26 protein-coding genes and 1 riboswitch are annotated in these 26,986 nt (G+C 65.6%); of the genes, 13 read left to right on the top strand and 13 right to left on the bottom strand.

Translation table 11 applies throughout. The features are described from left to right. Positions 1–536: 536 nt before the first annotated feature. Positions 537–2,039: an L-piperidine-6-carboxylate dehydrogenase gene (gene amaB, locus B5J99_RS09530; protein WP_117352274.1), complete on the bottom strand. Its 1,503-nt coding sequence runs from the start codon at positions 2,037–2,039 to the stop codon at positions 537–539. Positions 2,040–2,234: 195 nt separating this feature from the next. Here amaB and B5J99_RS09525 point away from each other — a divergent pair, with 195 nt between their 5' ends. Genes B5J99_RS09525 through B5J99_RS09515 form a run of 3 tightly spaced genes read left to right on the top strand, consistent with a single transcriptional unit; the run spans position 2,235 to position 6,479 of the window. Beyond that, positions 2,235–2,948 (top strand): response regulator transcription factor, encoded by a 714-nt coding sequence (locus tag B5J99_RS09525; protein ID WP_069049420.1) that lies wholly within the window; start codon positions 2,235–2,237, stop codon positions 2,946–2,948. Then, positions 2,945–4,279: a FecR family protein gene (locus B5J99_RS09520; protein WP_117352273.1), complete on the top strand. Its 1,335-nt coding sequence runs from the start codon at positions 2,945–2,947 to the stop codon at positions 4,277–4,279. Before B5J99_RS09525 ends, B5J99_RS09520 begins: the two co-directional genes overlap by 4 nt. Then, complete coding sequence (locus B5J99_RS09515) at positions 4,272–6,479, top strand: CHASE2 domain-containing protein (RefSeq protein WP_117352272.1); 2,208 nt, start codon at positions 4,272–4,274, stop codon at positions 6,477–6,479. The genes B5J99_RS09520 and B5J99_RS09515 overlap by 8 nt, the downstream gene beginning before the upstream one ends. Positions 6,480–6,521: 42 nt before the next feature. On the opposite strand, the gene B5J99_RS09510 is transcribed toward B5J99_RS09515, so the two are convergent. The 4 genes from B5J99_RS09510 to B5J99_RS09500 all read right to left on the bottom strand — a co-directional run bounded on the left by B5J99_RS09510 (position 6,522) and on the right by B5J99_RS09500 (position 10,016). After that, a complete protein-coding gene (locus B5J99_RS09510; protein ID WP_117352271.1) occupies positions 6,522–7,076 on the bottom strand; it encodes a DUF4136 domain-containing protein in 555 nt (184 codons plus the stop codon). After that, positions 7,073–8,329 (bottom strand): M20/M25/M40 family metallo-hydrolase, encoded by a 1,257-nt coding sequence (locus B5J99_RS09505; RefSeq protein ID WP_117352270.1) that lies wholly within the window; start codon positions 8,327–8,329, stop codon positions 7,073–7,075. Before B5J99_RS09505 ends, B5J99_RS09510 begins: the two co-directional genes overlap by 4 nt. Before the next feature lie 143 nt (positions 8,330–8,472). Next, complete coding sequence (locus B5J99_RS19530; RefSeq protein WP_162892538.1) at positions 8,473–8,646, bottom strand: hypothetical protein; 174 nt, start codon at positions 8,644–8,646, stop codon at positions 8,473–8,475. Further along, complete coding sequence (locus tag B5J99_RS09500; RefSeq protein ID WP_117353439.1) at positions 8,643–10,016, bottom strand: class II 3-deoxy-7-phosphoheptulonate synthase; 1,374 nt, start codon at positions 10,014–10,016, stop codon at positions 8,643–8,645. Before B5J99_RS09500 ends, B5J99_RS19530 begins: the two co-directional genes overlap by 4 nt. Before the next feature lie 164 nt (positions 10,017–10,180). Here B5J99_RS09500 and B5J99_RS09495 point away from each other — a divergent pair, with 164 nt between their 5' ends. The 6 genes from B5J99_RS09495 to pal all read left to right on the top strand — a co-directional run bounded on the left by B5J99_RS09495 (position 10,181) and on the right by pal (position 14,840). Beyond that, entirely contained in the window at positions 10,181–10,681 is a 501-nt protein-coding gene (locus B5J99_RS09495) for a YbgC/FadM family acyl-CoA thioesterase (RefSeq protein ID WP_425456391.1), read from the top strand. After that, on the top strand, positions 10,678–11,379 hold the full coding sequence (gene tolQ / locus B5J99_RS09490; protein ID WP_054133414.1) for a protein TolQ: 702 nt from the start codon (positions 10,678–10,680) through the stop codon (positions 11,377–11,379). The genes B5J99_RS09495 and tolQ overlap by 4 nt, the downstream gene beginning before the upstream one ends. After that, positions 11,379–11,834, top strand: coding sequence for an ExbD/TolR family protein (locus B5J99_RS09485; RefSeq protein WP_054133415.1), 456 nt, complete (start codon positions 11,379–11,381; stop codon positions 11,832–11,834). The genes tolQ and B5J99_RS09485 overlap by 1 nt, the downstream gene beginning before the upstream one ends. Before the next feature lie 35 nt (positions 11,835–11,869). Continuing rightward, a complete protein-coding gene (locus B5J99_RS09480) occupies positions 11,870–12,772 on the top strand; it encodes a cell envelope biogenesis protein TolA (protein ID WP_117352269.1) in 903 nt (300 codons plus the stop codon). 3 nt (positions 12,773–12,775) lie between these two features. Next, the gene (gene tolB, locus B5J99_RS09475) at positions 12,776–14,110 is read left to right on the top strand and encodes a Tol-Pal system beta propeller repeat protein TolB (protein ID WP_117352268.1); all 1,335 of its coding nucleotides are present in this window, start codon (positions 12,776–12,778) and stop codon (positions 14,108–14,110) included. Positions 14,111–14,321: 211 nt separating this feature from the next. Further along, positions 14,322–14,840: a peptidoglycan-associated lipoprotein Pal gene (pal, locus tag B5J99_RS09470; RefSeq protein WP_171900156.1), complete on the top strand. Its 519-nt coding sequence runs from the start codon at positions 14,322–14,324 to the stop codon at positions 14,838–14,840. 95 nt (positions 14,841–14,935) lie between these two features. Here pal and B5J99_RS09465 read toward each other — a convergent pair whose 3' ends face one another. The 5 genes from B5J99_RS09465 to B5J99_RS09440 form a co-directional block, all read right to left on the bottom strand. Next, a complete protein-coding gene (locus B5J99_RS09465; protein ID WP_117352267.1) occupies positions 14,936–16,252 on the bottom strand; it encodes a dicarboxylate/amino acid:cation symporter in 1,317 nt (438 codons plus the stop codon). A 131-nt stretch (positions 16,253–16,383) separates the two neighbouring features. Further along, positions 16,384–16,860, bottom strand: a complete 477-nt coding sequence (locus B5J99_RS09460) for a hypothetical protein (protein WP_117352266.1) — start codon at positions 16,858–16,860, stop codon at positions 16,384–16,386. A 40-nt stretch (positions 16,861–16,900) separates the two neighbouring features. Then, positions 16,901–18,370 (bottom strand): hypothetical protein, encoded by a 1,470-nt coding sequence (locus B5J99_RS09455; RefSeq protein ID WP_162892536.1) that lies wholly within the window; start codon positions 18,368–18,370, stop codon positions 16,901–16,903. A 1,012-nt stretch (positions 18,371–19,382) separates the two neighbouring features. Continuing rightward, positions 19,383–19,838 (bottom strand): DUF3429 domain-containing protein, encoded by a 456-nt coding sequence (locus tag B5J99_RS09445; RefSeq protein ID WP_054133422.1) that lies wholly within the window; start codon positions 19,836–19,838, stop codon positions 19,383–19,385. Positions 19,839–19,846: 8 nt separating this feature from the next. Continuing rightward, the gene (locus B5J99_RS09440; protein WP_117352263.1) at positions 19,847–21,064 is read right to left on the bottom strand and encodes an argininosuccinate synthase; all 1,218 of its coding nucleotides are present in this window, start codon (positions 21,062–21,064) and stop codon (positions 19,847–19,849) included. A gap of 154 nt (positions 21,065–21,218) precedes the next feature. Here B5J99_RS09440 and B5J99_RS09435 point away from each other — a divergent pair, with 154 nt between their 5' ends. Then, positions 21,219–22,328, top strand: coding sequence for a tetratricopeptide repeat protein (locus B5J99_RS09435; RefSeq protein WP_117352262.1), 1,110 nt, complete (start codon positions 21,219–21,221; stop codon positions 22,326–22,328). Positions 22,329–22,336: 8 nt separating this feature from the next. Here the strand turns inward: B5J99_RS09435 and B5J99_RS09430 are convergent, their stop codons facing one another. Further along, on the bottom strand, positions 22,337–22,912 hold the full coding sequence (locus tag B5J99_RS09430) for a TMEM165/GDT1 family protein (protein WP_054133425.1): 576 nt from the start codon (positions 22,910–22,912) through the stop codon (positions 22,337–22,339). 26 nt (positions 22,913–22,938) lie between these two features. Beyond that, positions 22,939–23,128: riboswitch (yybP-ykoY riboswitch) on the bottom strand. A 38-nt stretch (positions 23,129–23,166) separates the two neighbouring features. Here B5J99_RS09430 and B5J99_RS09425 point away from each other — a divergent pair. Both B5J99_RS09425 and B5J99_RS09420 read left to right on the top strand, forming a co-directional pair. After that, positions 23,167–23,613: a DUF1801 domain-containing protein gene (locus B5J99_RS09425; protein ID WP_054133426.1), complete on the top strand. Its 447-nt coding sequence runs from the start codon at positions 23,167–23,169 to the stop codon at positions 23,611–23,613. Next, positions 23,610–23,885 (top strand): ribbon-helix-helix domain-containing protein, encoded by a 276-nt coding sequence (locus tag B5J99_RS09420; RefSeq protein ID WP_054133427.1) that lies wholly within the window; start codon positions 23,610–23,612, stop codon positions 23,883–23,885. The genes B5J99_RS09425 and B5J99_RS09420 overlap by 4 nt, the downstream gene beginning before the upstream one ends. 121 nt (positions 23,886–24,006) lie before the next feature. Here the strand turns inward: B5J99_RS09420 and murA are convergent, their stop codons facing one another. Both murA and clpS read right to left on the bottom strand, forming a co-directional pair. Then, positions 24,007–25,290 carry a UDP-N-acetylglucosamine 1-carboxyvinyltransferase gene (murA, locus tag B5J99_RS09415; protein ID WP_117352261.1) on the bottom strand — a complete coding sequence of 428 codons (1,284 nt, stop codon included), beginning with the start codon at positions 25,288–25,290 and terminating at the stop codon, positions 24,007–24,009. Positions 25,291–25,347: 57 nt separating this feature from the next. Next, positions 25,348–25,761: an ATP-dependent Clp protease adapter ClpS gene (gene clpS, locus B5J99_RS09410; RefSeq protein WP_054133429.1), complete on the bottom strand. Its 414-nt coding sequence runs from the start codon at positions 25,759–25,761 to the stop codon at positions 25,348–25,350. A 147-nt stretch (positions 25,762–25,908) separates the two neighbouring features. Here clpS and obgE point away from each other — a divergent pair, with 147 nt between their 5' ends. Then, entirely contained in the window at positions 25,909–26,967 is a 1,059-nt protein-coding gene (gene obgE, locus B5J99_RS09405) for a GTPase ObgE (protein WP_054133430.1), read from the top strand. The last annotated feature ends 19 nt before the right edge of the window (positions 26,968–26,986 follow it).

Genomic DNA, 26,986 nt, shown 5'->3' with positions numbered 1-26,986 from the left:
TCGTTCCCTCGTCCATGCTAGGACGTCTTCGGGAATGCCGGCTGGCTGGTTTGTCACGATCGCCCCTCCTAATCGAGTTTACATGCACCTAGGGACGCCATGGTCGGCCACCGTCATAAATTAAGGACGGCTCTTGGTTTACCCCGACATCTGCTGAAAGACTATCATGGGGTCGATTGCTGACTGACAACTTTTTTAGCGGCAGTGCTCCATGGCCGCCACCCCCTCCGCTCAGCCTGAGCTTGTCGAAGGCCCCGCTATTCCGCCAGCGTGGGCGCGGGTCCTTCGACTTCGCGGGCTGAGGCCCGCGGCTCAGGATGAGCGGAGGTGGTAAAGCAAGGTCTGAAACCGGGCGTCCTTCTGCCCTCTCCGCCGCTTGCCTGCCCGATTGCCTGCGAAGGCAGGCATCCATCTCCTGCCCTCGCACGCAAGCACGACGGTCAGGTTATGGGCCCCTGCCTTCGCAGGGGACCGGGACATTCAGGCCGTGTCGCGATATGAGCAGGCCGCTCCCGCTCAAAAATCACCCTCCCCCCTCACAGCTCAAACGCCACCCCCTGCGCGAGCGGCAACGCGTGCGAATAGTTCACCGTGCTGGTCTGGCGACGCATATAGGCCTTCCAGCTGTCCGATCCGGACTCGCGGCCGCCGCCGGTTTCCTTTTCGCCGCCGAATGCGCCGCCGATTTCCGCGCCCGAAGTACCGATGTTGACGTTGGCGATTCCGCAATCGCTGCCCGCTGCGGCGACGAACGCTTCGGCCTCGCGCAGGTCGTTGGTGAAGATCGACGACGACAGGCCCTGCGTTGCGGCATTGTTGAGCGCGGTCGCCTCGTCCAGCGTGTCGTAGCGCAGGCAATAGAGGATCGGCGCGAAGGTTTCGCGCAGCATCGGGCCGGTCTGCGCGGGCATCTCGACAACCGCCGGGCGGACGTACACGCCCTCTCCCGGTCCATCGATCCGCTCGCCGCCGTGCACCGTTGCCCCCAGCGCGCGGGCATCGGCGAGCGCCGCCTGCATCGCTGCAAACGACGCCTCGTCTATCAGCGGTCCTGCCAGATGCGCCGGATCGCGCGGATCGCCGATCGGCAGCCGCGATGCTGCCGAGATGATCCGCGGCACGAACGCGTCGTATGTTCCGCGCTCGACGAACAGCCGCCTGAGCGAGGTGCAGCGCTGGCCCGTCGTTCCCATGAAGCCGAACGCACAGCCGGTGAGCGCGAGGTCCATGTCGGCGCTCGGCGCAACCACCGTCGCGTTGTTGCCGCCGAGCTCGAGCAGGCTGCGCGCAAAGCGCTTCGCCGCCGCCTGCCCCACGATCCGCCCCATCGCGGTGCTGCCGGTGGCCGAGACGAGCGCAATCGCCGGGTGATCGACCAAGGCTGCACCCGCCTTCGCATCGCCCAGAACGAGCTGGGCCAGCCCCTCGGGCGCGTCCGGACCGAAGTCCGCTGCCACACGGTCGAACAGCGCCTGCACCGCGATCGCGGTCAGCGGGGTCTTTTCCGAAGGCTTCCACACCACGCTGTCGCCGCAGACCAGCGCCAGCGCGGCGTTCCAGGCCCAGACCGCAACCGGGAAGTTGAACGCGGTGATGATCGTCACCGGCCCCAGCGGGTGCCAGGTCTCGCTCATCCGGTGGCCAGGGCGTTCGCTGGCGATGGTGAGACCGTGCAGCTGCCGCGACAGTCCGACTGCGAAATCGCAGATGTCGATCATCTCCTGCACCTCGCCCAGCCCTTCGGACAAGGGCTTGCCGCAATCGAGCGTCACCAGCATGCCGAGCTCTGCCTTGTGGCGGCGCAGTTCCTCGCCGAGCCTGCGCACCAACTCGCCCCGGCGCGGGCCGGGGACCGTGCGCCACTGGCGAAACGCAGCAGCAGCGCGCTCCGCGATATCGCCCGCCGTAACGGAATCGGCAGAATCGAACCCGGCCACCCGCGCGCCGTCGACGGGGCTGAACACATCGATGGCACCTTGCGGAATCGCAAAGCCAAGCGTGGCGGCGAGCTCTTGCAGATGGTCTGCGCTGATTTTCATGGTTTCCTCATGTTTTGAAGGCCGGATCCATGGCCTTCACGTCGTTGCAATACAAGGACTTGGGCAGGGCGTCACCGGATTGGTGTAAAGCTATGTAAAAACGTATACGAAGGACTCGCCAACCACTGTAAAAACAGGCATTTGGCATGCTTAAGATTAGTTAACTGCTCAGTGGGCGCACAGTCAGGGGAACTTATGCGCATCGCAATAGCCGATGATGATGGCGAGAGCCTTGTCTATCTGGAACACATCATAGCGGGCATGGGCCATATCTGCGCCCGCTTCAACGATGGCGAAAGACTGGCGGCGGCGTTGTTGCGGGACACGTTCGATCTGGTGATGCTGGACTGGAACATGCCGGGCAAGAACGGTCTGCAGATCATCCAGTGGATGCGGCAGACGCTGGACAACCCACCCCCCGTCATCATGTTGACTGGTCGCACCGCCAAGCGCGACATCACCGAGGCGCTCAACGCCGGCGCGGACGACTATATCACCAAGCCCGAGGAAGACAGCGTCATCGCCGCGCGCATCGCAGCGGTGCTGCGGCGGACCAGCGCCAGCGCGAGCATGGACAAGGTGGCGGAATTCGGCGCCTACCGGCTGGATCGGATGGCGCAGACGATCCGCCATCTGGGTCTCGAGATCACGCTGACCGCCAAGGAATTCGAGCTTGCGGACCTCTTGTTCCGCAACCGCGACCGCACGCTGTCGCGCGCCTATATCATGGAAACGATCTGGCGGACGAGCGCGGACCTCGCCACCCGCACGCTCGACATGCACATCTCGCGCGTCCGCTCCAAGCTGGCGCTGAAGCCCGAGAACGGGTTTCGCATCTTCACGGTTTTCGGCTATGGCTATCGTCTCGAAACGATAGACCCGGCCAAGGACCTTTCAGCCTCCGAATGACCCTGCGCGCATCGCTGACATGCTGCCTGCTGTTCCTCGTTGCGCTGGTCTGCGGTGCTGCGTTGGCCCCCGATCGCGCGCTGGCGCAACAGCCGGGGGGCGATGATGCGATCACCTATACCGTGCGCAAGGGCGATACGCTGATCACGCTGGGCCGTGCCTGGTTGATCCGCGAGGGCGACTGGAAGCAGGTGCAGCGGATCAACCGCGTCGCCGATCCGCACCGGCTGCCTGTCGCGCGCAAGCTGATCCTTCCCGTCCGGCTGCTCAAGTTCCGCCCCGCATCGGCCAGCGTTGCCGCGTTTCGCGGGGATGCGCGCTCGGCGGCAGGCGGCGGCGGATTGCAGGCTGTGACGATGGGGCAGAGCCTGGGCGAAGGCGCGCGCGTGGTCACCGGCCCCGCCTCCTCGCTGTCGCTGGCGCTGAGCGATGGCTCGGTGATCACCCTGCCATCCAACAGTGCCTTGCAGATCGCACGGCTGCGCAAGCTGCTGATCACCGACAGCATCGATTACGAACTGGCGCTGGAAAGCGGCGGGGTGCGCAGCCGGGTTTCGCCGTTCCGCAACCGCGACGACCGCTTCCGCCTGCGCAACCCGATCGCGGTGTCCGCGGTGCGCGGCACCGATTTTCGCACCCATTATGACGCGCAACAGGGCCAGGCCCGCGCCGAGCTGATCGAGGGCGGACTGGCGATCAGTGGCCCGGCCAAGACTGCCGACACCCGCCTGGTAGCAGAGTTCGGCGCGGTGATCGGCAAGAGCGGCGGCATACTGGTCGAACAGTTGCTGCCTCCACCCGCGTTGGCGACAGGCGGCGGCAAGCAGCGCAACCCAATGCTGGCGTTCTCGGTCGAGGCGGTCCCCGGCGCGCGGGCCTATCGCCTGCAGATCGCGCGCGACAGCGGCTTTGTCGATATCGTCGGCGACGTGTCCAGCCCCTCGCCTGCATTCGTGACAGACGCGCTGCCCAACGGCAATTACTTCGCGCGGTTCACCGCGATCGCGACGTCCGGGCTCGAAGGGATGCCCGGCACGTTCACCTTCAAGCGCCGCCTGGCAACCGCGACCCAGGGTGCCGCCGCGGGCGAGGACGGCTATGTCTTTCGCTGGATCGGCACCGGCGATGGCCTGCGCCGCTATCATTTCCAGCTGCGCACGCAGGACACACCCAATCTCGTCGTCGACGAGGCCGGGCTGACCGGATCGTCGATCATCCTGGGCGATCTGCCGCCGGGCCGGTACATGTGGCGCGTCGGCACCACGACCTTCACGCCCGAAGAGACCGATATCGACTGGACCGAGTTCGAGAGCTTCTCCATCGATGAATAAGGGCTCCGGAACCGCAGCTCTGCGGCGCCGGTTCCAGATCGAATGGGCCGTGGTGGCGATGATTGCCTCGGCGATCATCATCGCCGCCACCCTGGGCGGATGGACCCGGCCTGCCGATGATCTGCTCTATGATGCGGCGATGCGGGTGGCACCGGCTCCGCCAGACCCGGACATCCTGATCATCGCGGTCGACGAGCCCAGTCTGCAAGCGTTGGGCCGCTGGCCCTGGCCGCGCCGCCTGCATGCGCAGCTGATCGATAGGCTTGCCCAGGCGCACCCTGCCTCGGTCACGCTCGACCTGCTGCTGTCCGAGCCCGAAGCGGACGACACCGTGCTGGCGGCGGCCATGGTGCGGATCGATCACCTCTATCTGCCGGTCCAGTTCATCCAGCCGGGGCGCGATGGCCGTGCTTTCGACCGCATCGATCCTGCGCCCGCGCTGCTCGGCGCCGCCGACGATGTCGGCCATGCCAACACGCAGATGGATGGCGACGGCACCGTGCGCTCGGCGGTGCTCTGCTTTGCCGCTGACAAGCAGGCGCGCCCATTGCCGCATCTGATGACGATGGCCGCGGCCCCCACCAACTGGCCATCGTGCCTTGAGCCCGAGCGTCTGCGCTTTGCGGCGCCTGAGAGCTTTGCCACCGTGTCGTTCGCCAGCGTGCTGCGCGGCGAGGTCCCCAATGCGCTGATCGCGGGGCGCAGGGTGCTGATCGGCGTCACCGCGCAGGGGTTGGGCGATCGCTACCCGGTGCCGACATCGAATGGCAGCAACATGCCCGGGGTCGAGATCAACGCCAACATCGCCAGCGCGCGCGCGTTGGGCCATTGGGTGCGTCATCCGCATGTGCTCGCCGCGCTGGCGATGGCGCTGATCCCGGCATGGCTGCTGCTGCTCGCATTCTGGCGGGTGCGGCCACGCAGCGTCAACTTGCTCGTCTTGGGCCTGGCGGTGCTGGTACTGGGCACGAGCATCGCGGCGCTCACCGCCAATCTGTGGATCGCGCCGGGCCCGGCGCTGCTCGGGCTGGCGCTGGTCTATCCCTTATGGGGCTGGCGCAGGCTGCAGGCGACCAGCGACTATATGGCGGGCGAGCTTGCCCGGCTGGAACGCGAAGAGGCGCTGCCGATCGGCGACACACGGCTGGCCGATGCCGATCTGGTCACCGGCCAGTCCAACCGGCTGAGCGGCGCGATCGGCCAGCTGCGCGACCTGAGGCGCTTTGTCGGCGACACGCTGGCGGGGCTGCCCGATCCCGCACTGGTCAGCGATGGCGTGGGCAAGGTGGTGCTGACCAACGCTGCGGCGGATGCGGCGTTCGGCGCGGATATGCAGGGCCAGAGCACCGCGACGCTGCTCGCCGGGATCGCCGACGAGGAGAGCCGCACCGAGCTGGCGCGCTATCTGGCCGATCCGGGCGCGGCGCATATCGAGTTCGCAACCCGCGACGGTCGCAGCTTCGTCCTGCGCCGTGCCGCGATTCTCGATGCCGGCAGTCGTCCGCGCGGCCATGTCGATTACCTCACCGACATCACCTCGATTGCCGCTGCAAGGCGCGAACGCGAGGAGATGCTGCAGCTGCTGTCGCACGACATGCGCGGGCCGCAGGCGGCGATCCTGGCGCTGCTCGCGACAGACCAGGGCGATCTCGATCGCGCGCGCATCGCCCGCCACGCGCGGCAGACGCTCACTCTTGCCGACAATTTCGTCGATCTGGCCCGCATGCAGGAACGCGCCTTCGCACCCGAACCGGTGATCGCCGCCGATCTTGCCAGCGAAGCCGCCGACAGCCTGTGGCCGGTTGCCCGGCAACGCGGGGTGAAGATTTCCGTGGTCGACACCAGCGACTGCGCCTTCATCGCCGCCGAGCGCGAAAGCCTGTTCCGCGCGCTGGTAAACCTGTTCGACAATGCGGTGAAATACAGCCCCGATAATGGCACGGTGACGGTCGAGATCGAAGCTGCACAAGGCGCGCTGGTCATCCGCATCCGCGATCATGGCCCCGGCATCGACCCTGCCATCCTGCCGCACCTGTTCCAGCGCTTTGCCAGCGAGGGCAAGGGCGCTGAGGTCAAGGGGATCGGCCTGGGCCTGAACTATGTCGCCGCCGTCGTGGCGCGGCATGGCGGAACGATTGCAGGAGCGAATGCGGAAGCCGGCGGTGCGGAGTTCACGATCACGCTGCCGCTGGAGGGGTAGAACGGCAAAGCCTCACCTTGGAGGGGGCGGAATGTGGGACCCTCAGCGCACCCCGGCGCGTTCGACCATCCGCTGGCCGGGCGAGCCATCCAGTCCATCGAGCGCGGCGGCGACCAAGTGGGGCAGGCTCTCGTCGAGCGCGGCCTTGCAATGATACTCCGCCGCCGACCCCGAGTACACATCGGCGCCTGTGACCCGATCGGTCAGGCGGATGGCGAGGCGATGATCGCGCCTGGCGCAACCCTTGGTAGTCTTGCGGTCTGGCGCGGGGCCGATCACGGCACTCGCCTTGCCAGCATCGTCCCCGGCCTGCAGCGCCGCCGTGGCGGGGCGATCGGAGAGCGTGACGAAAAGCAGATGGTCCCCCGCCTCCGGCGCGGACCCGGCCATCGTCCAGCCGCGCTGGGTGAGCGCGGCACTGACCATGTCGATGGCCTGCCTGTGCGCGAGCGTCGTGTCGCCGGGCGGAGTCACCACCGCAAAGCTCGACCGCGCAGGCAAGGGTGCTGGCACCGCCGCATCGATCCGAGTCACCACTGGCGATGCGCACCCCGCCAGCAGCAGCAACGCCGCACTCAGGCCCAGCGCGCGGATCATTTGGCGGTCCAGTCAAGATTGGCGACCGCCACCACCAGCGCCAGCCCAGAGGACAGACCGCCGATGAACGCGTTGCGCTCGACATTGACGTATTCATCCACCGAATGCGCGCGTCCGCCGCCGCCGCCGGTGGCGATGGTCACCGCCGGGATGCCGAGGCTCATCGGGATGTTGGAATCGGTCGACGACGCCTGGAGCTGGGTCTGGAAGCCATGTTCGGCCAGCACGCGCTGGCTGGTGACCACCAGCGGATGCGTATCGGCGGTGCCGCCTGCGGGCCGGTCGCCGATGCGGGTCTTTTCCGCGCCGACCTCGCCCAGATTGGTCGAGCGAGCGAAATTCTCTGCCGCGACGGCCTGATCGACGATATCGAGGAAGCGCTTTTCCAGCCGATCGAGCGCCTTGGGATCGGGCGAGCGCATGTCGACCTGCAGCTCGATCCGATCGGGGATCGAGTTGACCGAGGTGCCGCCCGAGACGACGCTGGCAGCAAAGCTGGTGCGCGGGCTGGCGGGGACATCGGTCTCGTACAGGCGCTTGACCGCATCGGCCATCGCCGCCATCGGGTTGACGATGCCGAAGGCGCCATAGCTGTGCCCGCCGGGGCCGGTAAACGCGATGTTGTAGCGCTTTGAGCCGACCGCCTGGTTGACGATTCGCGACGGATCGGGCCCATCGACCGAGATGAACCCGGCGATCCGGTCCTTGTAGGCGCTCTTGGTGAACAGGTAACGCACACCGCGCAGGTCGCCCGGGCCTTCTTCGCCGACCGTACCGACGAACAGGATGTCGTGCCTGGTCGGCACCTTGGCGGCGTTCATCGCGCGGATCCAGGCGAGCATTCCGGTGAGCCCGACGGTGTCATCGCCCACGCCCGGCGCATTGAGCGTGTTGCCCTCGCGCCGCACGGTGACATTAGTCCCCTTGGGGAAGACGGTGTCGAGATGCGCGCTGATCACCACCAGCGGGCCGCCCGGGGCCACCGTGCCGCGCCTGATCCCGGTGACGTTGCCTTCCGCATCGATCGCGACGTCCGCCAGCCCCATATCCTTGAACGCCTTGGCGAAATACGCCGCCCGCGCCTGCTCGCCGAACGGCGGAGCGGGGATTTCGGTGATGGTAATCAGTTCCTTGACGATCCGGTCATAATCCCCCGCCAGCGCGGTCTTGGCCGCAGCGACATCCTGCGCGAAAGCGGGCGCAGTCAGGCTGGCGCTGAAGGCCAGTGCGGCGATGAATGTCCGGAAAGCCATGCGATGCCCCTTTTTGTCGTTTTCAATCTTGCTCCCCTCCCTTCCAGGGAGGGGTTGGGGGTGGGTAGGCGTCCCGATGCTACGCTCAGCGTGGACGACCCACCCCTAGCCCCTCCCTCACCAGGGAGGGGAACCTGCAATCGTCAGTCCCGCGTGAGCAGGAAATACACGACGTAAAACCACGAGAAGAACCCGTGGATGATCGCCCATAGCACCGATTTGTGCGCGGTGTAGCTGATCGCGATGGCAAGAGCGCTGCCGAAGCCGACGCCGTTGCGGACGACTTCGCGCTGCACGACGACCCGCCTCTCGCTCATGCTGCCTTCCTTGCGGCTGCGGTGGCTTCGGCGTTGAGCATCTCGGCCACCTCGAACGCGACTTCGAGCGACTGCGCTGCGTTGAGACGCGGGTCGCAATGTGTGTGGTAGCGGTCGCCCAGCGCCTCGTCGGTGATTGCGATCGCACCGCCGGTACATTCGGTGACGTTCTGCCCCGTCATCTCGATATGGATGCCGCCGGCATGCGTGCCCTCGGCGCGATGCACCGCGAAGAAGCCGCGAAGCTCGGCCATGATCCGCTCGAACGGACGCGTCTTGAAGCCGCTCTCGGACTTGACGACATTGCCGTGCATCGGGTCGCACGACCAGATCACGGGATGGCCTTCCTTCTTCACCGCACGGACCAGCGGGGCCAGCCCGGCCTCGACCTTGTCGTGACCGAAACGGCTGATCAGCGTCATCCGCCCCGGAACCCGCGCGGGGTTGAGCGTATCGAGCATGTTGAGCAGCGCATCGGTACTCAGGCTCGGGCCGCACTTGATGCCGATCGGATTGCCGATCCCGCGCAGGAACTCGACATGCGCCGATCCTTCAAAGCGGGTGCGGTCGCCGATCCACAGGAAATGCGCGCTGGTGTCGTACCAGTCGCCGGTCAGCGAATCGCGCCGCGTCATCGCCTCTTCGAACGGCAGCAGCAGCGCCTCGTGGCTTGTGTAGAAGCTGGTCGCCTGCAGTTGAGGAACAGTATCGGGGCTGATCCCGCAGGCGCGCATGAAGTCGAGCGCTTCGCTGATCCGGTCGGCGGTCTGCGCGTAACGATCCGCCCAAGGGCTGCGGCCCATGAAATCGTGCATCCAGCCCTGCACCTGCTGCAGACTGGCATAGCCACCGCTGGCAAAGGCGCGCAGCAGGTTGAGCGTCGCTGCGCTCTGCGAATAGGCGCGGACCATGCGCTGCGGATCGGGCTCGCGCACCGCTGCATCGAACTCGATGCCGTTGATGTTGTCGCCGAAATAGCTCGGCATCTCGATATCGCCCTGCCGCTCGGTCGGTGCCGAGCGCGGCTTGGCGAACTGGCCCGCCATCCGGCCCAATTTCACCACGGGGCGCTTGGAGGCGAAGGTCAGCACCACCGCCATCTGCAGCAGGACACGGAAGGTGTCGCGGATGTTGTTGGGGTGGAACTCGGCAAAGCTCTCGGCGCAATCGCCGCCCTGCAGCAGGAACGCTTCGCCGGCAGCGACGCGCGCGAGTTCCTTTTCCAGGTTTCGCGCTTCGCCTGCAAACACAAGAGGCGGATAGTTGCGCAGCGTCGCTTCTGCATCGGCAAGGGCCGCGGCATCGCGATAGTCCGGGATATGCCGCGCCTCTTGGGTCCGCCAGCTATCCGGTGTCCATTTTGCCGCCACGTCCATCACTCCAAACGGTATCGAAAAAATCAGGCCGGCCAATCTAGGCCGGGCCGCGCCCCATAGCAATGTCGCGCGCAAAAAGCAGCATCCAAATGGCATTTCCGGTCGCCACGGGCTCGCGAGCCTTGCCTTTGATGTCGCAAAGACTCTAAGCGAAGGCCATGGTCATGATCCCGCCCGATATCATTCCCTTCAATGGCCGGTTCGAGGGCCAGACGCATTATTTCGCCTGCCGGGTCTATTTCGAGGACACCGATTTTTCGGGCATCGTCTATCACGCCAACTATCTGCGCTACATGGAGCGCGCGCGGTCGGACATGCTGCGCTGCCTGGCCGTCGACCAGCGCGGAACGCATGATGCAGGTGGCGGGGTCTTTGCGGTGGCCGACATGCACCTGCGCTTCGTGCGTCCCGCCAAGATGGACGACGACCTTGTCGTGATGAGCCAGATCACACGTTTGCGCGCAGCAGCCTGCATCATTCATCAACGAGTCATCCGACGCGGCCAATCTGTCACCGATTCTATCGAGACACTGCTGGAGGCAGACGTTACCGCAGCATTCATCAATCCCGAAGGGCGCCCCATCCGTCAGCCGCGCGCCTGGGTGGACGCTTTTTCCGCCATTCTCGATCCCGACCAGAAAGACAGACCCCGCTTATGATCGATACCATGGGCCTCACCCCGGATGCCGTCACCCTGTCGCCGCTCAAGCTGTTCATGGAGGCGGATCTTGTCGTCAAGGCGGTGATGATCGGCCTTGCACTCGCCAGCATCTGGACCTGGACGATCATCATCAGCTTCGGCCTCAAGATCGGCAAGATCGTGCGCGACAACACCGGATTCGAGCAGGATTTCTGGAAGGCGGGCGATATCGATGCGTTCTACAAGGCGCGGGGCCACGAAAAGCTGCCCAGCGCGCGGGTGCTGGCATCGGGCGTCGGCGAATGGCGGCGGACCACCAAGAGCCGGATCACCGATCTTGATGGCGCGCGCCAGCGGCTCGCCACCGCGATGCACTCCACCGTGGGGCAGGAGATCGACACCATGGCCGATCGTCTGAACTTCCTCGCCACGGTCGGATCGGTCGCGCCGTTCGTCGGGCTGTTCGGCACCGTCTGGGGGATCATGCGCAGCTTCACCGCGATTGCCGCCGAACAGAACAGCTCGCTCGCGGTCGTTGCTCCCGGTATCGCCGAAGCCCTGTTCGCGACCGCCATCGGGCTGTTCGCAGCCATCCCCGCGGTTATCGCCTATAACCGCTTCTCGCACCGGCTGAACAAGCTCGAAGGGCGGCTGTTCCGCTTTGCCGATGCGTTTCATGGCGAGCTCAGCCGCGAACTCGAGAAGGACCCGATCTGATGGCGATGTCTCTGGGCCCATCAGGCGGCGGACGGGGGCGCCGTTCGCGCGCGCCGATCGCGGAAATCAACGTCACCCCGTTCGTCGACGTGATGCTGGTGCTGCTGATCATCTTCATGGTCACCGCGCCTTTGCTGGTCGCGGGCGTGCCGATCGACCTGCCAGACAGCCGCGCTGCCGCGCTTGAGCAGGAGAAGGAACCGGTACAGGTCTCGCTCGATGCCGAGGGCCAGCCGTTCATCGATGACGCGCAGGTTGCGATGGCGGACCTGCCCGCCGCGCTGGAAGCGATCCGCGCCGAACGCGGCGACGACAATGGCGATGCGCCGCAGGTAATGCTGCGCGCCGACCGCTCGCTCGATTACGGCAAGGTGATGCTGGTGATGGGCGAGTTGAACCGCGCGGGCCTCAACCGCGTATCCCTGGTCACCACGGGTTCATCCGAACGCCCATAGGCATTTTTGCGACGAAAGGCTGGAAACAGGCAGGGATGGAGAAAAGCGAACGCCTGGGACTATCGGTTGCGGTCATCGGCCATGTCGCGCTGTTCGGCGCGCTGTCGCTGGGCATCGCCAGCCGCAGCGAGCTGAAGATGCCCACCGAGCCGATTTCGGTGCAACTGACCGACGAGGTTGGGCTGATCTCGACCGCGCCCAACCCGACGCGCGAGGCGGCCACCGCCACCGCGCCCGAGCTTGCACCCGAGATCGAAAAGGCCGAGCCTGCCGCCGAGCCCGAACCGACCCCTGCGCCTGCGGTTAAGCGCCCTGAGCCGCCCGCGCCCAAGGCGATCGAGCGTCCCTCCCCGCCCAAGCCCAAGGCCGCAGAAAAGCCGCGCCCTGCGCCGGTGCCCAAGCCTGCGCGCAGCACCCCGCCGCCGCCAGCCAAGCCGCAACCCAAGGCGGCTGAAAAGCCCAAGCCTGCCGCACCCGCCGATACCTCCGATCGCAGGCGCCCCGATCGTCCCGCTGCCAAGCCTGCGGCCAAGGCGCCGCGCGCGCCGCGCATCGGCAGCGATTTTCTGGAAGGGGTGACCGACAAGGCCTCGACCAGCCGGTCGCAGACGCCGCCCGCATCGGTCGCAGGGCCCGCGGTGGTCGCATCGCTGCAGCGCGAATTGCTCCGCCAGGTCAAGCCGCACTGGGTGCCGCCCACCGGCGCGGATGCCGACCAGCTGCGCACCAAAGTCAGCGTACGGCTGGACGAATCGGGCAACATCGTCGGCAGCCCCAGCGCGGTCACCACTGGCGTGACCGCCAGCAACCGTGCGCAGGAGGCGCTGCACAAGGAACGCGCCATCGCCGCAGTCCGCCGCGCCGCCCCGTTCAAATTCCCGCCGCAATTCTATTCCGAGTGGCAGACCATCGAACCAACTTTCTATCTGGGATTGTAAACCATGCGAATGACCTCGCTCACCAAACTCGGCCTCGTGCTCACCACCGGCCTGACCTTGCTCGCCACCCCCGCTCAGGCGCAGCTGGCGGTGGATGTCGACAATGCGGGCAATGCCGACCTGATAATCGCGGTCCCGGCGCTGCCCACCCCGCGCAGCGATTCCACGCTGGCGGGCACCACCGAGGATCTGGGCAACCGGATCAGCGACGTGATCGCCTCCGATCTCGACCGATCGGGCCTGTTCAAGCCGATCGGCCGCAGCGCGGTCAAACGCATCACCGTGGACGAGGTCACCGCGCCCACCTTCCCCTATTGGCAGGGCCGCAGCGCCGCCGCGCTGATCCAGGGCTTCGTCCGCTCGAACGGCGACGGCAAGATCACCGTGGGCTGCTATCTCTACGACGTCGCGTTGGGCAGCGAACTGACGCGGCAGGGCTTCGTCGTCGAACCGGCTGACTGGCGCCGCGCCGCGCACAAATGCGCCGATGCGATCTATTCACGGCTGTCGGGCGAAAGCCCGTTCTTCGACAGCCGCATCGCCTATATCGCCGAGACCGGTCCCAAGGGGAACCGCACCAAGCGGCTCGCGATCATGGACTCCGATGGCGCCAACCACCGCTTCATCACCAACGGCCAGTCGACCGCGCTGACCCCGCGCTTCTCGCCCGACTACAAGCAGATCGCCTATCTGAGCTATCTCGACGGCAACCCGCGCATCTATGTCTATGATGTCGGCACCGGGCGGCAGCGGCTGGTCACGCAAAGCCGCAACCCCACGTTCGCTCCGCGCTGGTCGCCCGATGGCCGCTTCCTGCTGTATTCGATGGCGATCGGCGGCAACACCGACATCTACAAGATCCCGGTCCAGGGCGGCACCCCGGTGCGGCTGACCGATGGCCCGGGAATCGATGTCGGCGGCAGCTTCTCGCCCGATGGCAGCCAGATCGTGTTCGAAAGCGACCGGGGCGGCGGCCAGCAGCTTTATGTGATGAACGCCGATGGCTCCAACCAGCGCCGCATCAGCTTTGGCGGCGGGCGCTATGCCACGCCCGAATGGAGCCCGCGCGGCGACCTTATCGCGTTCACCAAGATGCAGGGCAATTTCCGCATCGGCGTGATGAGCCCATCGGGCGGCGGCGAGCGGCTGCTGACCAACAGCTGGCAGGACGAGGCCCCCACCTGGGCGCCCAACGGACGCGTGATCCAGTTCTTCCGCACCGGGCGCGGCGCGGTCAGTTCGACCGTGTGGCAGGTCGATCTGACCGGCTCGAACGAGCGGCGACTGCCCACTCCGGTCGATGGATCCGATCCCTCCTGGGGTCCGATCCTGCCGTGACCCGTGCCAAACCTGCGCTGCATGCCGCTTTTTGCGGCAAAGGGGTTTACCTCGGCGTCAAACCGAGTCACGCTTCGTCGCAGTTACGGGTTGTATTGTCGTCACGGGCCGCGTCGCACCGGTCCAGCATAGCCATTCCCCCATGGAGCATGCGCTGTAACGGGAAATCCCCGGCGGCGTTGTTCCTCCCCTTGAAAGAAGGAGACGCTCGATGAGAACTGTCCGTAACACGCTGATCATGGCGACCGCCGTGATTGCCCTGGGTGCATGCGCCAAGAAGGCACCCCCCGAGCTGCCGCCCGCACCGGGTCCGGCGGTCGACAATTCCATGGGTCAGGACAATTCGGGCGTCGGCGATGCCGTGGTCCCCGGCAGCCAGCGCGATTTCCTCGCCAAGGTGCGCTCCGACCGCATCCTGTTCGATCTGGATCGCTACAACGTCGATTCCGACGATCAGGTCACGCTGCAGAGTCAGGCGCAGTGGCTGGCGCAGTATCCCAACAAGCAGGCGATCATCGAAGGCCATGCCGACGAACGCGGCACCCGCGATTACAACATCGCGCTGGGCGAACGCCGCGCCAACGCCGCGAAAAACTATCTGGTCTCGCTGGGCGTCAGCGAGCAGCGGCTGCGCGTGGTCAGCTATGGCAAGGAACGCCCCGCCGCGATGGGATCGGACGAAAGCTCCTGGGCTCAGAACCGCCGCGCGGTCACGGTCACGATCGACTGATCAGCGACCTGACAACTTGAATCAAAGGGGCCAGTCGTGCGGAACGGCTGGCCTTTTTGTTTGCGACGCCGGGGCCGCATTGCTGCGACCGGCGCCTAAACGTCTTCGGGCAGATCGAGCCCGCGCGTACCGTGGTGCGGGGTGTGCGCCGGGGCGTGGGGCAGTTCCAGCTCGGCAGGGTCGGGGCGCTCCAGCATGCCTTCCCATTTGGTGATCACGCTGGTCGCCACGGCATTGCCGACGACGTTGGTAGCGGTCCGTCCCATGTCGAGGAACTGGTCGATGGCCAGAATGATCGCCACGCCTTCCACCGGCAGGCCGAACTGGGCCAGCGTCCCGGTGATCACCACCAGGCTGGCGCGGGGTACCGCGGCGATTCCCTTGGAGCTGATCATCAGTGTCAGCAGGATCAGGATCTGCGAGCTGATCGACAGATCGATGCCATAGGCCTGCGCGATGAAGATCGTCGCAAAGCTCATGTACATCATCGATCCGTCGAGGTTGAAGCTGTATCCCAGCGGCAGCATGAACCCGGAAATGCGGCGCGGGACGCCGAAACGGTCGAGCTGTTCGAACATCTTGGGCAAAGCGGCCTCGGACGAGGCTGTCGAGAACGCGATCAGCAGCGGCTCGCGAATATAGCGGATCAGCTGCCAGATCTTTTCGCGCAGGAAGATCCAGCCCATGGTCAACAGCAGCACCCACAGCAGCAACAGCGAGGCGTAGAATTCAACGAGCAGCTCGAAATAGGTGCCCAGGATCGCAAGCCCGCTGGCCGCCACCACCTTGGCGATCGCGCCGAACACCGCAAAGGGAGCAAAGCGCATCACATAGCCGGTGATCTGCAGCATCATTTCGGCCAGCGCTTCGGATCCGCGCACCAGCGCCGCACCCTTTTCACCGATCGCCGACAGGGCGACACCAGCAAAGATGGCAAACACCAAGATCTGCAGGATGTTGTTGGTGGCCAGCGCCTCGAGCGCGTTCTTCGGAAAGATCGACAGGGTGAATTCCCAGGCATCGAGCTTCTTGACCTCGCCCACCATCTTGGCAGCTTCCGCAGCATCGGGGATCGGCGCGCCGACACCCGGCTGGAACAGGTTGACCATCAACAGCCCGAGGCCGATCGAGATGAAGCTGGCAGTAATGAACCAGGTCAGCGCGCGTACGCCGATGCGCCCGAGCGCGCTGCTGTCTCCCATATGCGCGATGCCCACCACGATGGTCGACAGCACCAGCGGGGCCACCAGCAGCTTGATCAGGTTGAGGAAGATGTCCGACAGCAGCTTGAAGGTCTTGGTCGTGTAATCAAACCACGGATTGTCCACGGGAATGCCGATATGCACGCCATAGCCCACAGCGACGCCCAGCATCATGCCTGCGAAAATATACCAGGTGAGTTTGCGGTCCATGATCCTGCCCCTGCTGCTTCAATCAGCGTCCTACCGGTCCGCCGCAAATGCGCAAGCCCGCGCGTTGCCGGGGCTGCGTGCGCCCGCCCGAAATGTGACGAACCGTTGCGGCGCGGATGCGCGCTGCGCGATCAGTGCAGCCCCTGTTTCAGCTTGGCGGCAAAGCTGGGGGTCGCAGGAGTGGCGATATCCGCGACGTACCAAACGCCTTTGGCCAAAGCGAGGTCGACCGAGTAGCGCACTTTGCCGCCGTTGCGCATGTTGACCGTGACGCGCGCGCCTGATCTGCCGATCGCGGTGACGGTGCTGCCGACGACCCTGTAGTCCGTGCCGGTGTCCTGGCAGTCGCAAAACGGGACGGCATCGATCACGCAATATCCGCCGCCTGCTGCGGCGCAGGCATCGTCCCTGGCGATCAGCGCCTTGAGCGCAGGCGTGTAGCGGACCGAGCGATAGTCGAAATCGCCCGGGAGCCGGGCATAGATGCTTTCGACATAACGCTGGGCCGCGCCAAGCTCGGCTGCCGTTACCGTTGCCGTTGCCGCGACCGCGGGGGATGCACCCACTACCGCAAGCCCTGCCAGCACCATCGATTGCATAAGCGCCATCCGCATCCTCATTTCAGCCCCCTTGTGATCGCGTTGCCCATCACTCCCGCCGCGCCGCGCGCTGCTGCGGCGGGGTGAGGCGGTAGACGTGATAGTCGTCATCGGGACCCGCGCGCAGCGGATCGAGCTGCCAGCCCGCCTTGCGCAGATGCCCTGCGATGTCGCCCCAAAAGGGTCGGTCTAGGATCACCGCATGCGTGACGCGTGCCTTTCGCGCGATCTCGTCGACCGCGCGGCCGCGATCCTTGCCCGCCGACGGCAGCGTCCAGCGACGATGCGCGGCGATCGAATCGGGGGATTTGAGCCCCACCACATCGACCAGCGCGAAGTCGGTCTGCCAGCCGAAATAGCCCGCATCATGGATCAGCACCCGGGCATCGCGCGGCAGGTTGCGCTTCGCCCAGGTGGCAAGCTGCTCCTGATCCGCAGTGATGCGAAGGCTGTCGCGATAGAAACTCCAGCCGCCAAGGAAGAAGCTGGCGATCATCAGCGCGGCGCCCGCCGAGACGATCATCGGGGCCCTGCCGCGCATGACGTCCGCGCGCGCGGCAAGCGCCCCCCAGCCCGCCAGCGCCAGCGGCACGAAAATGAAAAGGTAGCGCTGGTCGTTGTGCATCAGCCCGCTGGGCAGCGACAGCGTGCTGGCGAGCAGATAGGCGCCTACAAAGGCCAGCAGCGCCCAGCCGTCGCGGACCATGGGCAGCGCGGCGAGGCCGAGCAGCACCCATCCCAGCGGCGCCGTGGCGACCGACAGCAGCACGATCAGCAGCCGGTCGGGCAGCGACAGCCCGCCATCGCCGAAGAACGCGACCTTGGCACCTGCGGTCTGCGGAACCAGCTCGCCCGTCGCCGCCCAGGCCAGCGCCGCCAGCAGCGCCGCAACGCCCAGCGTCAGCGCGGCGAGCCGCGCCAGCTGCGCAGGCTGGTGGTAAAGTCTGGCTGCTGCGGCAATCGCCAGCACGGCGGTCAGCAGCGCAAGTTCAGGCCGAATGAAGGGCAGCACCCCGATCAGCCCTGCCAGCCATCGCCGCCGCGCCGGATCGTCGGGAAACTGCGCGAGATAAACGGTCCAGATCACCGCCGCCATGGCAAGCCCGGTCTCCAGCCCGTTCATCAACTGGTACCACAGCTTGATTCCTGCGAACCCGGCGATGTTGCCGAGGATCGCGACGCCGCGATGGCTGCTGATCGTCAGCAGCGCCCGGTACAGGCCAAGGACATAAGCCGACGCTGCGAGCAGCGCCAGGGTAAGCGAGGCGGCAGGCCAGGCCATCACCAGACCCAGCGGCACCAGCAGCAGCATGTGCACCAGGCTGGTCGCGCCGGTCGGGCGGGTGTAGCCATAGCTGTCCACCGCGCCGGTGACGATCTGCTGGGCATTGGCAATGGTGATATAGGCATCGTCGAGCGGAAAGCGGATCGGCTGGTTGGCGATCAGGGTCGCAGCGATGACCCCGGCCAGCGCCACGGCCACCAGAGAGCCGCCGCCCGATCCCAATCGACTGATCATTGCGACCGCACCTCTTGCCGCTCCCCCTGGCCCGTTGCCGGTGCCGCGCACCGTCCGGCATGCTCGACCAGAGCCCTGGGTGCTGGGTAGCCGACGCGATCGGGGCTGCCTAGGGCCCAAACGCAAAACGGGGGCCGACATTGCTGTCGGCCCCCACTGCGCCTGATCTGATCAACCGGTCCTTTTGGCCGAAGCCCCGAAGGCGGTTTCCCGCCTCAAAATGGTTCGTCTGCTGCGCCGCGAGCGGCTGGGCCGACGTATCCGTTTTCAGGTTTGCGGTTGCGACAGCTGCATTGCTGCGGACGCCGCTTCGGTCCTGAAGATCCTTCCCAAGCGTCCGGCTTCGCGCGAGGCCCGGTGCCATGTGGTCCGAAGACCGATGGACCCGGGTCCGCGCTCTGCCTGACACCCCATTTTTGCGCATCCGTTTCACGTCATCCGGCCCGGCAGCACCATCCCGAAGGATCATGCGCGTTAACCGGTTGTCCTGACCCGCATTTTGCAAGGCCCGGGGCATCGCACCGGCCTGCTGCTCCATCCCGGACTTGCGTCCCGCATTTCGCCTGCCTGCCGATCATCGGTTCTTCATTCGGACCTTCGGTGGACTGCCCATCCCTGCACCATTTCTGCTGCGGGGCGGCTTTTTCCGCCTATGTCTGGCCTGTGCATAACACCTGCCGTCTCTCGCGCCCTACCTGCCATCGCTGGCCTGCCTGGCGGGCGTACTCTCCGACCCTCAAAGCACGATCTACATCTCTGTATTTCAACGCTTTTCTCGGTCTTCAGTCCGCTTTCCGTCTGTCCTTCCGACTTCACAAAGGTGTCACGACATCCGAGTCGCAGCCAGCAAAATTGCGCAAGTTATCCACAGGCAGCACGGGTTCGCTGTGGATAAAATGGTGGACAACAATGGATTAAAGTCGGGCTGATGGTTTGTTTCACGCACGTGTAACAAACAGGGTTAGCGAGCAGGACTCGGACGGGCGATTCGCCCAGCGCGGCCCGGATCCGGTCAGCCGATCGTCCCCATCGGCACGACCGCGATCAGCACCAGGCACGCAATCACGATCGCCGAGACGCGGGCGCGCATCGTGCCATAGGCCATGTCGGTCGCCCCCGCCTCCATCGCGCGGCGGTCGAGCCACAGCAGCACGCCGAATCCGATCGCGAACAGCAAAGCCGCCTCGTTGAACGGCACGAACCACAAGGCAGCGCAGGTGCCCAGCACCACGACGTTGCTGGCGATCAGCAGATTGGGGCTGACCTTCTGCGGCGCCACCACCTGAATGCCCCACAGCGTCCCCGCCATGAACATCAGGATGGTGAACGCCCAGTAGCAGGTGAGATTGGCCGCGTTGACATCGCCATAGCCGGTGATGTGGCACGACGCGCCCGCAAGGAACGGCAGCGCCCCTGCATAGGTCAGCACCTGCATCAGAGTGCGGTTCGTGCCCTCTGCCCGCTCCATAAGCGCGCTCAGGCCCCCCGGCGGCCCAGCAGGCGCAGGCGCAGCGCGTTCAGCTTGATGAAGCCTTCGGCATCCTTCTGGTCATAGGCGCCGGCATCGTCCTCGAACGTCACCACCTTCTCGCTGTACAGCGAGAACGGCGACTTGCGGCCGACGACCCAGGCGTTGCCCTTGTAGAGCTTGAGCCGCACGGTGCCGGTGACATGCGCCTGGCTGTGGTCGATCGCCGCCTGCAGCATCTCGCGCTCGGGGCTGAACCACAGGCCGTTGTAGATCAGCTCGGCATAGCGCGGTGCAAGCTCGTCCTTGAGGTGCGCAGCCCCGCGATCCAGCGTCAGCTGCTCGATGCCGCGGTGCGCGATGTGATAGATCGTGCCGCCCGGCGTTTCGTACATGCCGCGCGACTTCATGCCGACGAAGCGGTTCTCGACCAGATCCAGCCGTCCGATGCCGTGGGTCTTGCCATACTCGTTGAGCTTTTCGAGGAGGGTCGCCGGGCTCATGCCCTCGCCGTTGATCGCGACGCCGTCGCCGCGCTCGAAATCGATCGTGATATATTCGGGCGTGTCGGGCGCATCCTCGGGGTGGTGGGTGCGCGAATAGACATAGTCGGGGACTTCATCCCACGGATCTTCGAGCACCTTGCCCTCGGACGAGGTGTGCAGCATGTTCGCATCGGTCGAGAAAGGCGCTTCGCCGCGCTTGTCCTTGCTCACCGGAATCTGGTGAGTCTCGGCGAACTCGATCAGCTTGGTACGGCTGGTCAGGTCCCATTCGCGCCACGGGGCGATCACCTTGACGTCGGGATCGAGCGCGTAATAGCCAAGTTCGAAGCGCACCTGATCGTTGCCCTTGCCGGTCGCGCCGTGGCTGACCGCATCTGCGCCGACCATTTTGGCGATCTCGATCTGGCGCTTGGCGATCAGCGGCCGCGCGATCGAGGTGCCCAGCAGATAGGTGCCCTCGTACACCGCATTGGCGCGCATCATCGGGAACACGTAATCCTTGACGAACTCCTCGCGCAGGTCGTCGATGAAGATGTGTTCCGGCTTCACGCCCATCATCTGCGCCTTGGCGCGCGCGGGCTCCAGCTCCTCGCCCTGGCCGAGATCGGCGGTGAAGGTCACGACCTCGCAATTATAGGTCTGCTGCAGCCACTTGAGGATGACGCTGGTATCCAGCCCGCCCGAAAAGGCCAGAACGACGCGGTTGACGGATTGGGTCATGCAAGCGGACTTTCTGCTGATGTAGGTGCTCGCGCGCCGACTATCAGCGCGGCACAGCAGGGGCAAGTGTGCAGTGCGCCATGCCGGTGATGTTGACTTGGGCACGGCGCGATTCTAGCCTTGGCCTCAAGGTCGCAAGCCACCTTCCAGCCACATGGCTGGTTCCAAGGATGCCTCGACCATGCTCTCCCGATTTGCCCGAATTGCCGCAGGCGCTGGCCTGGCCCTGGTTCTTGCTGCGCAGCCCGCAACGCTGACCGCCGGATCGGCCCCCGATCCGCAACGGCTGCACCAGCCGCGCACCGATTGCCATGTCGCCTATGACCGGCTGATCAACGATCTCGACAAGGGCGCGGCGATATCCGCGGACGAAGAGGCCTGGGCGCGGGCGCACGAAAACGCGTCCAACGCCCCTGCGCCCTGCCCCGCCCCTCCGCAGCCGCTGCTCGACAAGGCGGTGAACCATGTCATCTCGACCCCGGACGGGCTAAAGATCGCGCGGCGCTTTATCGACAGGCAGAAGGACGCCAGCGCGATGCTGGAGGTGGGGCTGTCGGTGTATTCGGGCTTCTTCAGCGACCTTCCCAAGTCGCAGGGGCTCGACCTGATCCGCGCCTCGGCCACCGGCGGCGACCCGATGGGCATGTACATGTACGGCACATTGCTGGCGCAGGGCGGCTACGGGACGAAAGACATCAAGGGCGGTGTCAGGATGATGGAGCAGGCCGCAGCCGCCGGACATGTCGACGCGATGCACCGCGCGGGCATCTATTATCACGAAGGTGTGGGCGTGAAGAAGGACGAGAAGAAGGCGTTCGACCTGTTCCGCCAGGCAGCCGAGCGCGGTCATGTCTATTCCACGATCATGGCCTTCACGATGATCAGCGAGGGACGCGGGACGAAGAAGGACTTCGACCTCGCCTATCGGCTGTCGCGCAGCATGGCCGAACAGGGCGAGGTCTATGGCGCGGTGATGGCGGCATCATCGCTGCTGCAATCCAAGGACGCGATGAAGTACGAGACCGAGGTGCTGTACTGGATGGATCATGCGATCCGGAACGGCGACGACTCGATCAGGTCGCAGATGACCCCGCTGCGCACCCAGGCCGCCGCGATCTACAGCCGTCCCGCAGCGCCGCCGCGCGATTATCGCCCTCGCCCGTTCAAGGCCTGCCCGATGAAGACTGTGTGTACCGTCAATCACTATAGCGGACTGCGCAGCTGCACCACCAACAAGGATTACTGGAACGACTGCGACGGCTGAACCGCCGGTTATCCGACCCAGCCCGCCGTCTGCGCCGCGACCCAAAGCCCGAGCGCTGCAAACAGCACAGCTGCGCCGATCTGCAGCGCGCGGATCGGCAGGATGCGCTCGATCCTGTGGCCCAGCAGCACCGCAGGCACATTGGCAATCATCATGCCCAGGGTGGTGCCCGCTGTCACCGCGATCACGTTCTGGTAATGCGCGCCCATCGCGACCGTGGCGATCTGGGTCTTGTCGCCCATCTCGACGAGGAAGAACGCGATCAGGGTGGTGACGAACACGCCTGCACTGCGCGCCTTGGGCTGGTCGTCCTCGTCGAACGTGTCGGGGATCAGCGCCCACAACGCCATGCCGACAAAACCCGCCGCGATGGCATAGCGGAAAGCGGGGCTGTCGAGCAGGCCTGCGATCTGCTGGCCGAGCAAGGCCGCGAGAAAATGGTTGGCGAGTGTTGCGACCAGAATGCCAGCGATGATCGGCACCGGCTTGCGCAGCCGGGCGGCGAGCAGGATGGCGAGCAGCTGCGTCTTGTCACCCATTTCGGCGAGCGCAACGAGTGACAACGAGGCGAGAAAGGCTTCCATAAGCAGGATCACTTCCGGGGCCGGGCAGCAGGGTTTCAAGCAAAAACGCAACAACACCTTTCCCCCTGCCCGGCCGGACAATGGGATCAGGTGTCATCGGTCTTGCCGGAAGCCGGGCCTCGAAAAAGGTCCGGAAACCCGCGCACCATGGCCTCTCGACCAAGTGTGTTGACGCGCGGACCGGTGCACCGCACCGGTTGGCTACTCCCCATCAGACGTGCTAGCCTTTAGGCCTTGATCATGGGGGATGCAAGATGGCGGATGCAGCCAACAAGACCGTGGCCACCGATGCCGATGTGAAAGGCTATATCGCCGCGCTGGAGCCCGACCGGCGGCGCGAGGAAGCGCAGGCCCTGCTGGAACTGTACCAGCGTGTGACCGGCGAGCCTGCGAAGATGTGGGGGCCGAGCATGATCGGCTTTGGCGAATATCATTATACCTATGACAGCGGGCGCAGCGGCACATCGATGCGATCGGGCTTTGCCCCGCGCAAGGGCAAGCACAGCATCTACCTGATGTGCAGCGATCTGGAAGGCGCCGCCGCTGCGCAGCAAGAGGCGCTGCTGGCCCGGCTTGGCAAGCACAAGATGGAAAAGTCGTGCCTCTATGTGAACCGGCTTGACCAGATCGACTTGGGCGTGCTCGAACAGATCATCGCGGCCAATGTCGCCGAAATGAACCGGCTCTACCCGCCCGGATGATCTCCACCGACGACCTTTATCGCGGCCCGGTCAAGCGCAGCATCCAGATTGCGGGGCATCTCACCTCGATCAGCCTGGAGCCCCTGTTCTGGGACATGCTCAAGGCTGCCGCCGAGGCGCGCATGCTGCCGCTCAACGCGCTGGTGGCCCGGATCGATGTCGAACGGATCGAGGCGGACGACCCGCCGAACCTCGCGAGCGCGATCCGGCTGTGGCTGGTGCGCGATCTTGTCGAAACCCTCTCCCCTCCCGCTGGCGGGAGGGGTGGCTGAGGCGCAGCCGAGGCCGGGGTGGGCCTGAGATTCGGAACGTTTCAGGCCCACCCCGGTCCGGCAAGCCGGACCTGCCCCTCCCGCATGCGGGAGGGGAGAGCGGGATGAGCCAGCCCGCCCGTCAATCCCCGCCGACGCGCTCGATATCTGCGCCGACTGCCTGCAGTTTCTCTTCCAGCCGCTCATAGCCGCGGTCGAGATGGTACACGCGGTTGACCTCGGTCTCTCCCTCGGCGGCAAGCCCTGCGATGATCAGGCTCATCGAGGCGCGCAGATCGGTCGCCATCACCGGCGCTCCGACCATGCGGTTGACGCCGTGCACCACCGCGGTGCGGCCCTTGACATCGATATGTGCGCCCATGCGGTTCAGTTCGGGCACGTGCATGTAGCGGTTCTCGAAGATCGTCTCGGTGAGCATGCTGGTGCCTTCGGCCTTGCACAGCATCGCCATGAACTGCGCCTGCATGTCGGTGGCAAAGCCGGGGAACGGCGCGGTCGAGAGGGTCAGCGCCTGCAATTTGCCGTTGGGGCGCACCGCGATGCCGTCAGCGATTTCCTCGACTTGCACGCCGGCCTGACGCAAAGCGGCGATCGTTGCTTCCATCTCGTCGAGCCTGGCGCCGATCAGGTCGAGCGGGCTGCCGGTGATCGCGGCTGCGCAGGCATAGCTGCCCGCCTCGATCCGGTCGGCCATCACGCGATAGGTCGCGCCGTGCAGCCGGTCCTTGCCATGGATGACCAAGGTCGATCCGCCGATGCCCTCGATCACCGCGCCCATCGCCACCAGCAGGTTGCACAGGTCGACGATCTCGGGTTCACGCGCGGCATTGCGCAGCGTCGAGGTACCCTTGGCGAGCACCGCGGCCATCAGCGCATTTTCGGTCGCGCCGACGGAAACCACGGGAAAGCCGAAGTCGCCGCCGGGAAGCCCGCCCTTGGGCGCGCGCGCGGTCACGTATCCCGCCGCGATTTCGATCTCCGCGCCCAGCGCCTCCAGCGCCTTCAAGTGCAGGTCGATCGGGCGGTTGCCGATCGCGCAGCCGCCGGGAAGCGAGACCGTCGCCTCGCCCGCGCGCGCCAGCAAGGGGCCCAGCACCAGGATCGAGGCGCGCATCTTGCGCACGATGTCATAGGGCGCGACCGTTGCGGTGACGCGGCCCGCGCGCAGCGTCATCACCCGGCCGAAATCCTCTGGCCGCGCGCCTTCGATCATGGTCGAGACACCAAGCTGGTTGAGCAGATGGCCGAAGCTGTCGACATCGGCGAGCCGCGGCAGGTTGCGCAGCGTCAGCGGCTCATCGGTGAGCAGCGCGCACGGCAACAGCGTCAGCGCGCTGTTCTTGGCTCCGGAGATGGGAATACGGCCCGAGAGCGGCTTGCCGCCGCGAATGATGATCTTGTCCATCGCCGCTGTTTAACGCCTGCGGCACCGGGTGCAAGGGGGGCAACGCCGCTTGCGGTGTCAAACCTTCTCGAGCGTGCACTGCAGCGGGTGCTGGTTTTCGCGAGCGAAGTCCATCACCTGGTTAACCTTGGTCTCGGCAACCTCATAGGTGAAGATGCCGCACACGCCGACGCCCTTCTGGTGGACGTGGAGCATCACCCGGGTCGCCTCGTCCATGTTCATGCTGAAGAAGCGCTTGAGCACCAGCACCACGAATTCCATCGGGGTGTAGTCGTCGTTGAGCATCAGCACCTTATACTGGCTGGGCTTCTTCGACTTGGCGCGAGTCTTGACCGCGATGCCGATATCGGGCGGGCCATCGTCATTCCCGTCCTCGCGGTCCGGGCCTGCGTGCACGGCAAACCTGCCACCCGCCGCAGAAAGGGTCAGGGGCGCCAGGCGCGGCGCAAGGGTGGGGGTCTGAGGATGCATAGATGACTGCGAATATCGTATTTCGCTGGCCGCAGGCAAGGGGTCCCATGCAATTTGAGGCGATCCAGCGCCGCGGGCAGACGCACGCCCGGCCCCTGTGATCGCTGGCTCTGGCGTTTTGCATGCCTTTCCTTTAGGGGCGGCCCCATGCATTTTCTCGATCAAGCCAAGATTTTCATCCGCTCGGGTACCGGCGGACAGGGCGCGGTGTCCTTTCGCCGCGAAAAGTACGTCGAATATGGCGGTCCGGACGGCGGCAATGGCGGCAAGGGCGGCGACATCATCTTCGAAGCGGTCAGCGGCCTCAACACGCTGATCGACTTTCGCTACACCCAGCACTTCAAGGCGCGGCGCGGCACCGGCGGCATGGGTCGCAACCGCACCGGCGCGGGCGGCGAGGACCTTGTGATCAAGGTTCCCGTCGGCACCCAGGTGCTGAGCGAGGACAAGGAAGAGGTGCTCGCCGACTTCACCCATGCAGGCCAGCGGATCACACTGCTGCGCGGCGGCGATGGCGGGCGCGGCAACCTCAGCTACAAGACCAGCACCAACCGTACCCCGCGCCAGCACGGCCCGGGCTGGCCAGGCGCGGAAATGTATGTCTGGCTGCGGCTGAAGCTGATGGCGGATGCAGGGTTGGTCGGCCTGCCCAATGCTGGCAAGTCCACCTTCATCAACCAGGTGACCAACACCCACGCCAAGGTTGGCGACTATCCCTTCACGACGCTGCGTCCGCAATTGGGCGTGGTCCAGCACAAGAACCGCGAGTTCGTGCTCGCCGACATCCCCGGGCTGATCGAGGGCGCGGCCGAAGGCGCAGGGATCGGCGACCGGTTCCTGGGTCATATCGAACGCTGCCAGGTGCTCATCCATCTGATCGATGCCAATGGCGACGATCCGCTCGAGGCGATGCGGATCGTCAATGGCGAACTGACCAACTACGGCGCCGGGCTTGACGAAAAGCCGAGGCTGGTGGCGCTCAACAAGGGCGATCTGCTCGACGACGAGCTGATGCAGCATTTCTCCGACGAGGTGCTGGCAGCGGGCGCAGAGCGCGTGTTCCCGATCTCCGCCGCGACCGGCGCGGGGATCGAGGCGCTGTTCGACGCACTGCTCGAATATCTGCCGCGCGATACCGCGACCGAAAAGCCCGAAGGGGTCGATCCGAATGCCGACAGCGAGCCGGGGGTCTGGTCTCCGGTTTGAACGGCTAAAAGCCGTGGCT

Origin of the sequence: Blastomonas fulva (genome assembly GCF_003431825.1) — a bacterium.
Classification (GTDB): Bacteria; Pseudomonadota; Alphaproteobacteria; order Sphingomonadales; family Sphingomonadaceae; genus Blastomonas; species Blastomonas fulva.
This window is presented reverse-complemented; position numbering and strand designations above follow the sequence as displayed.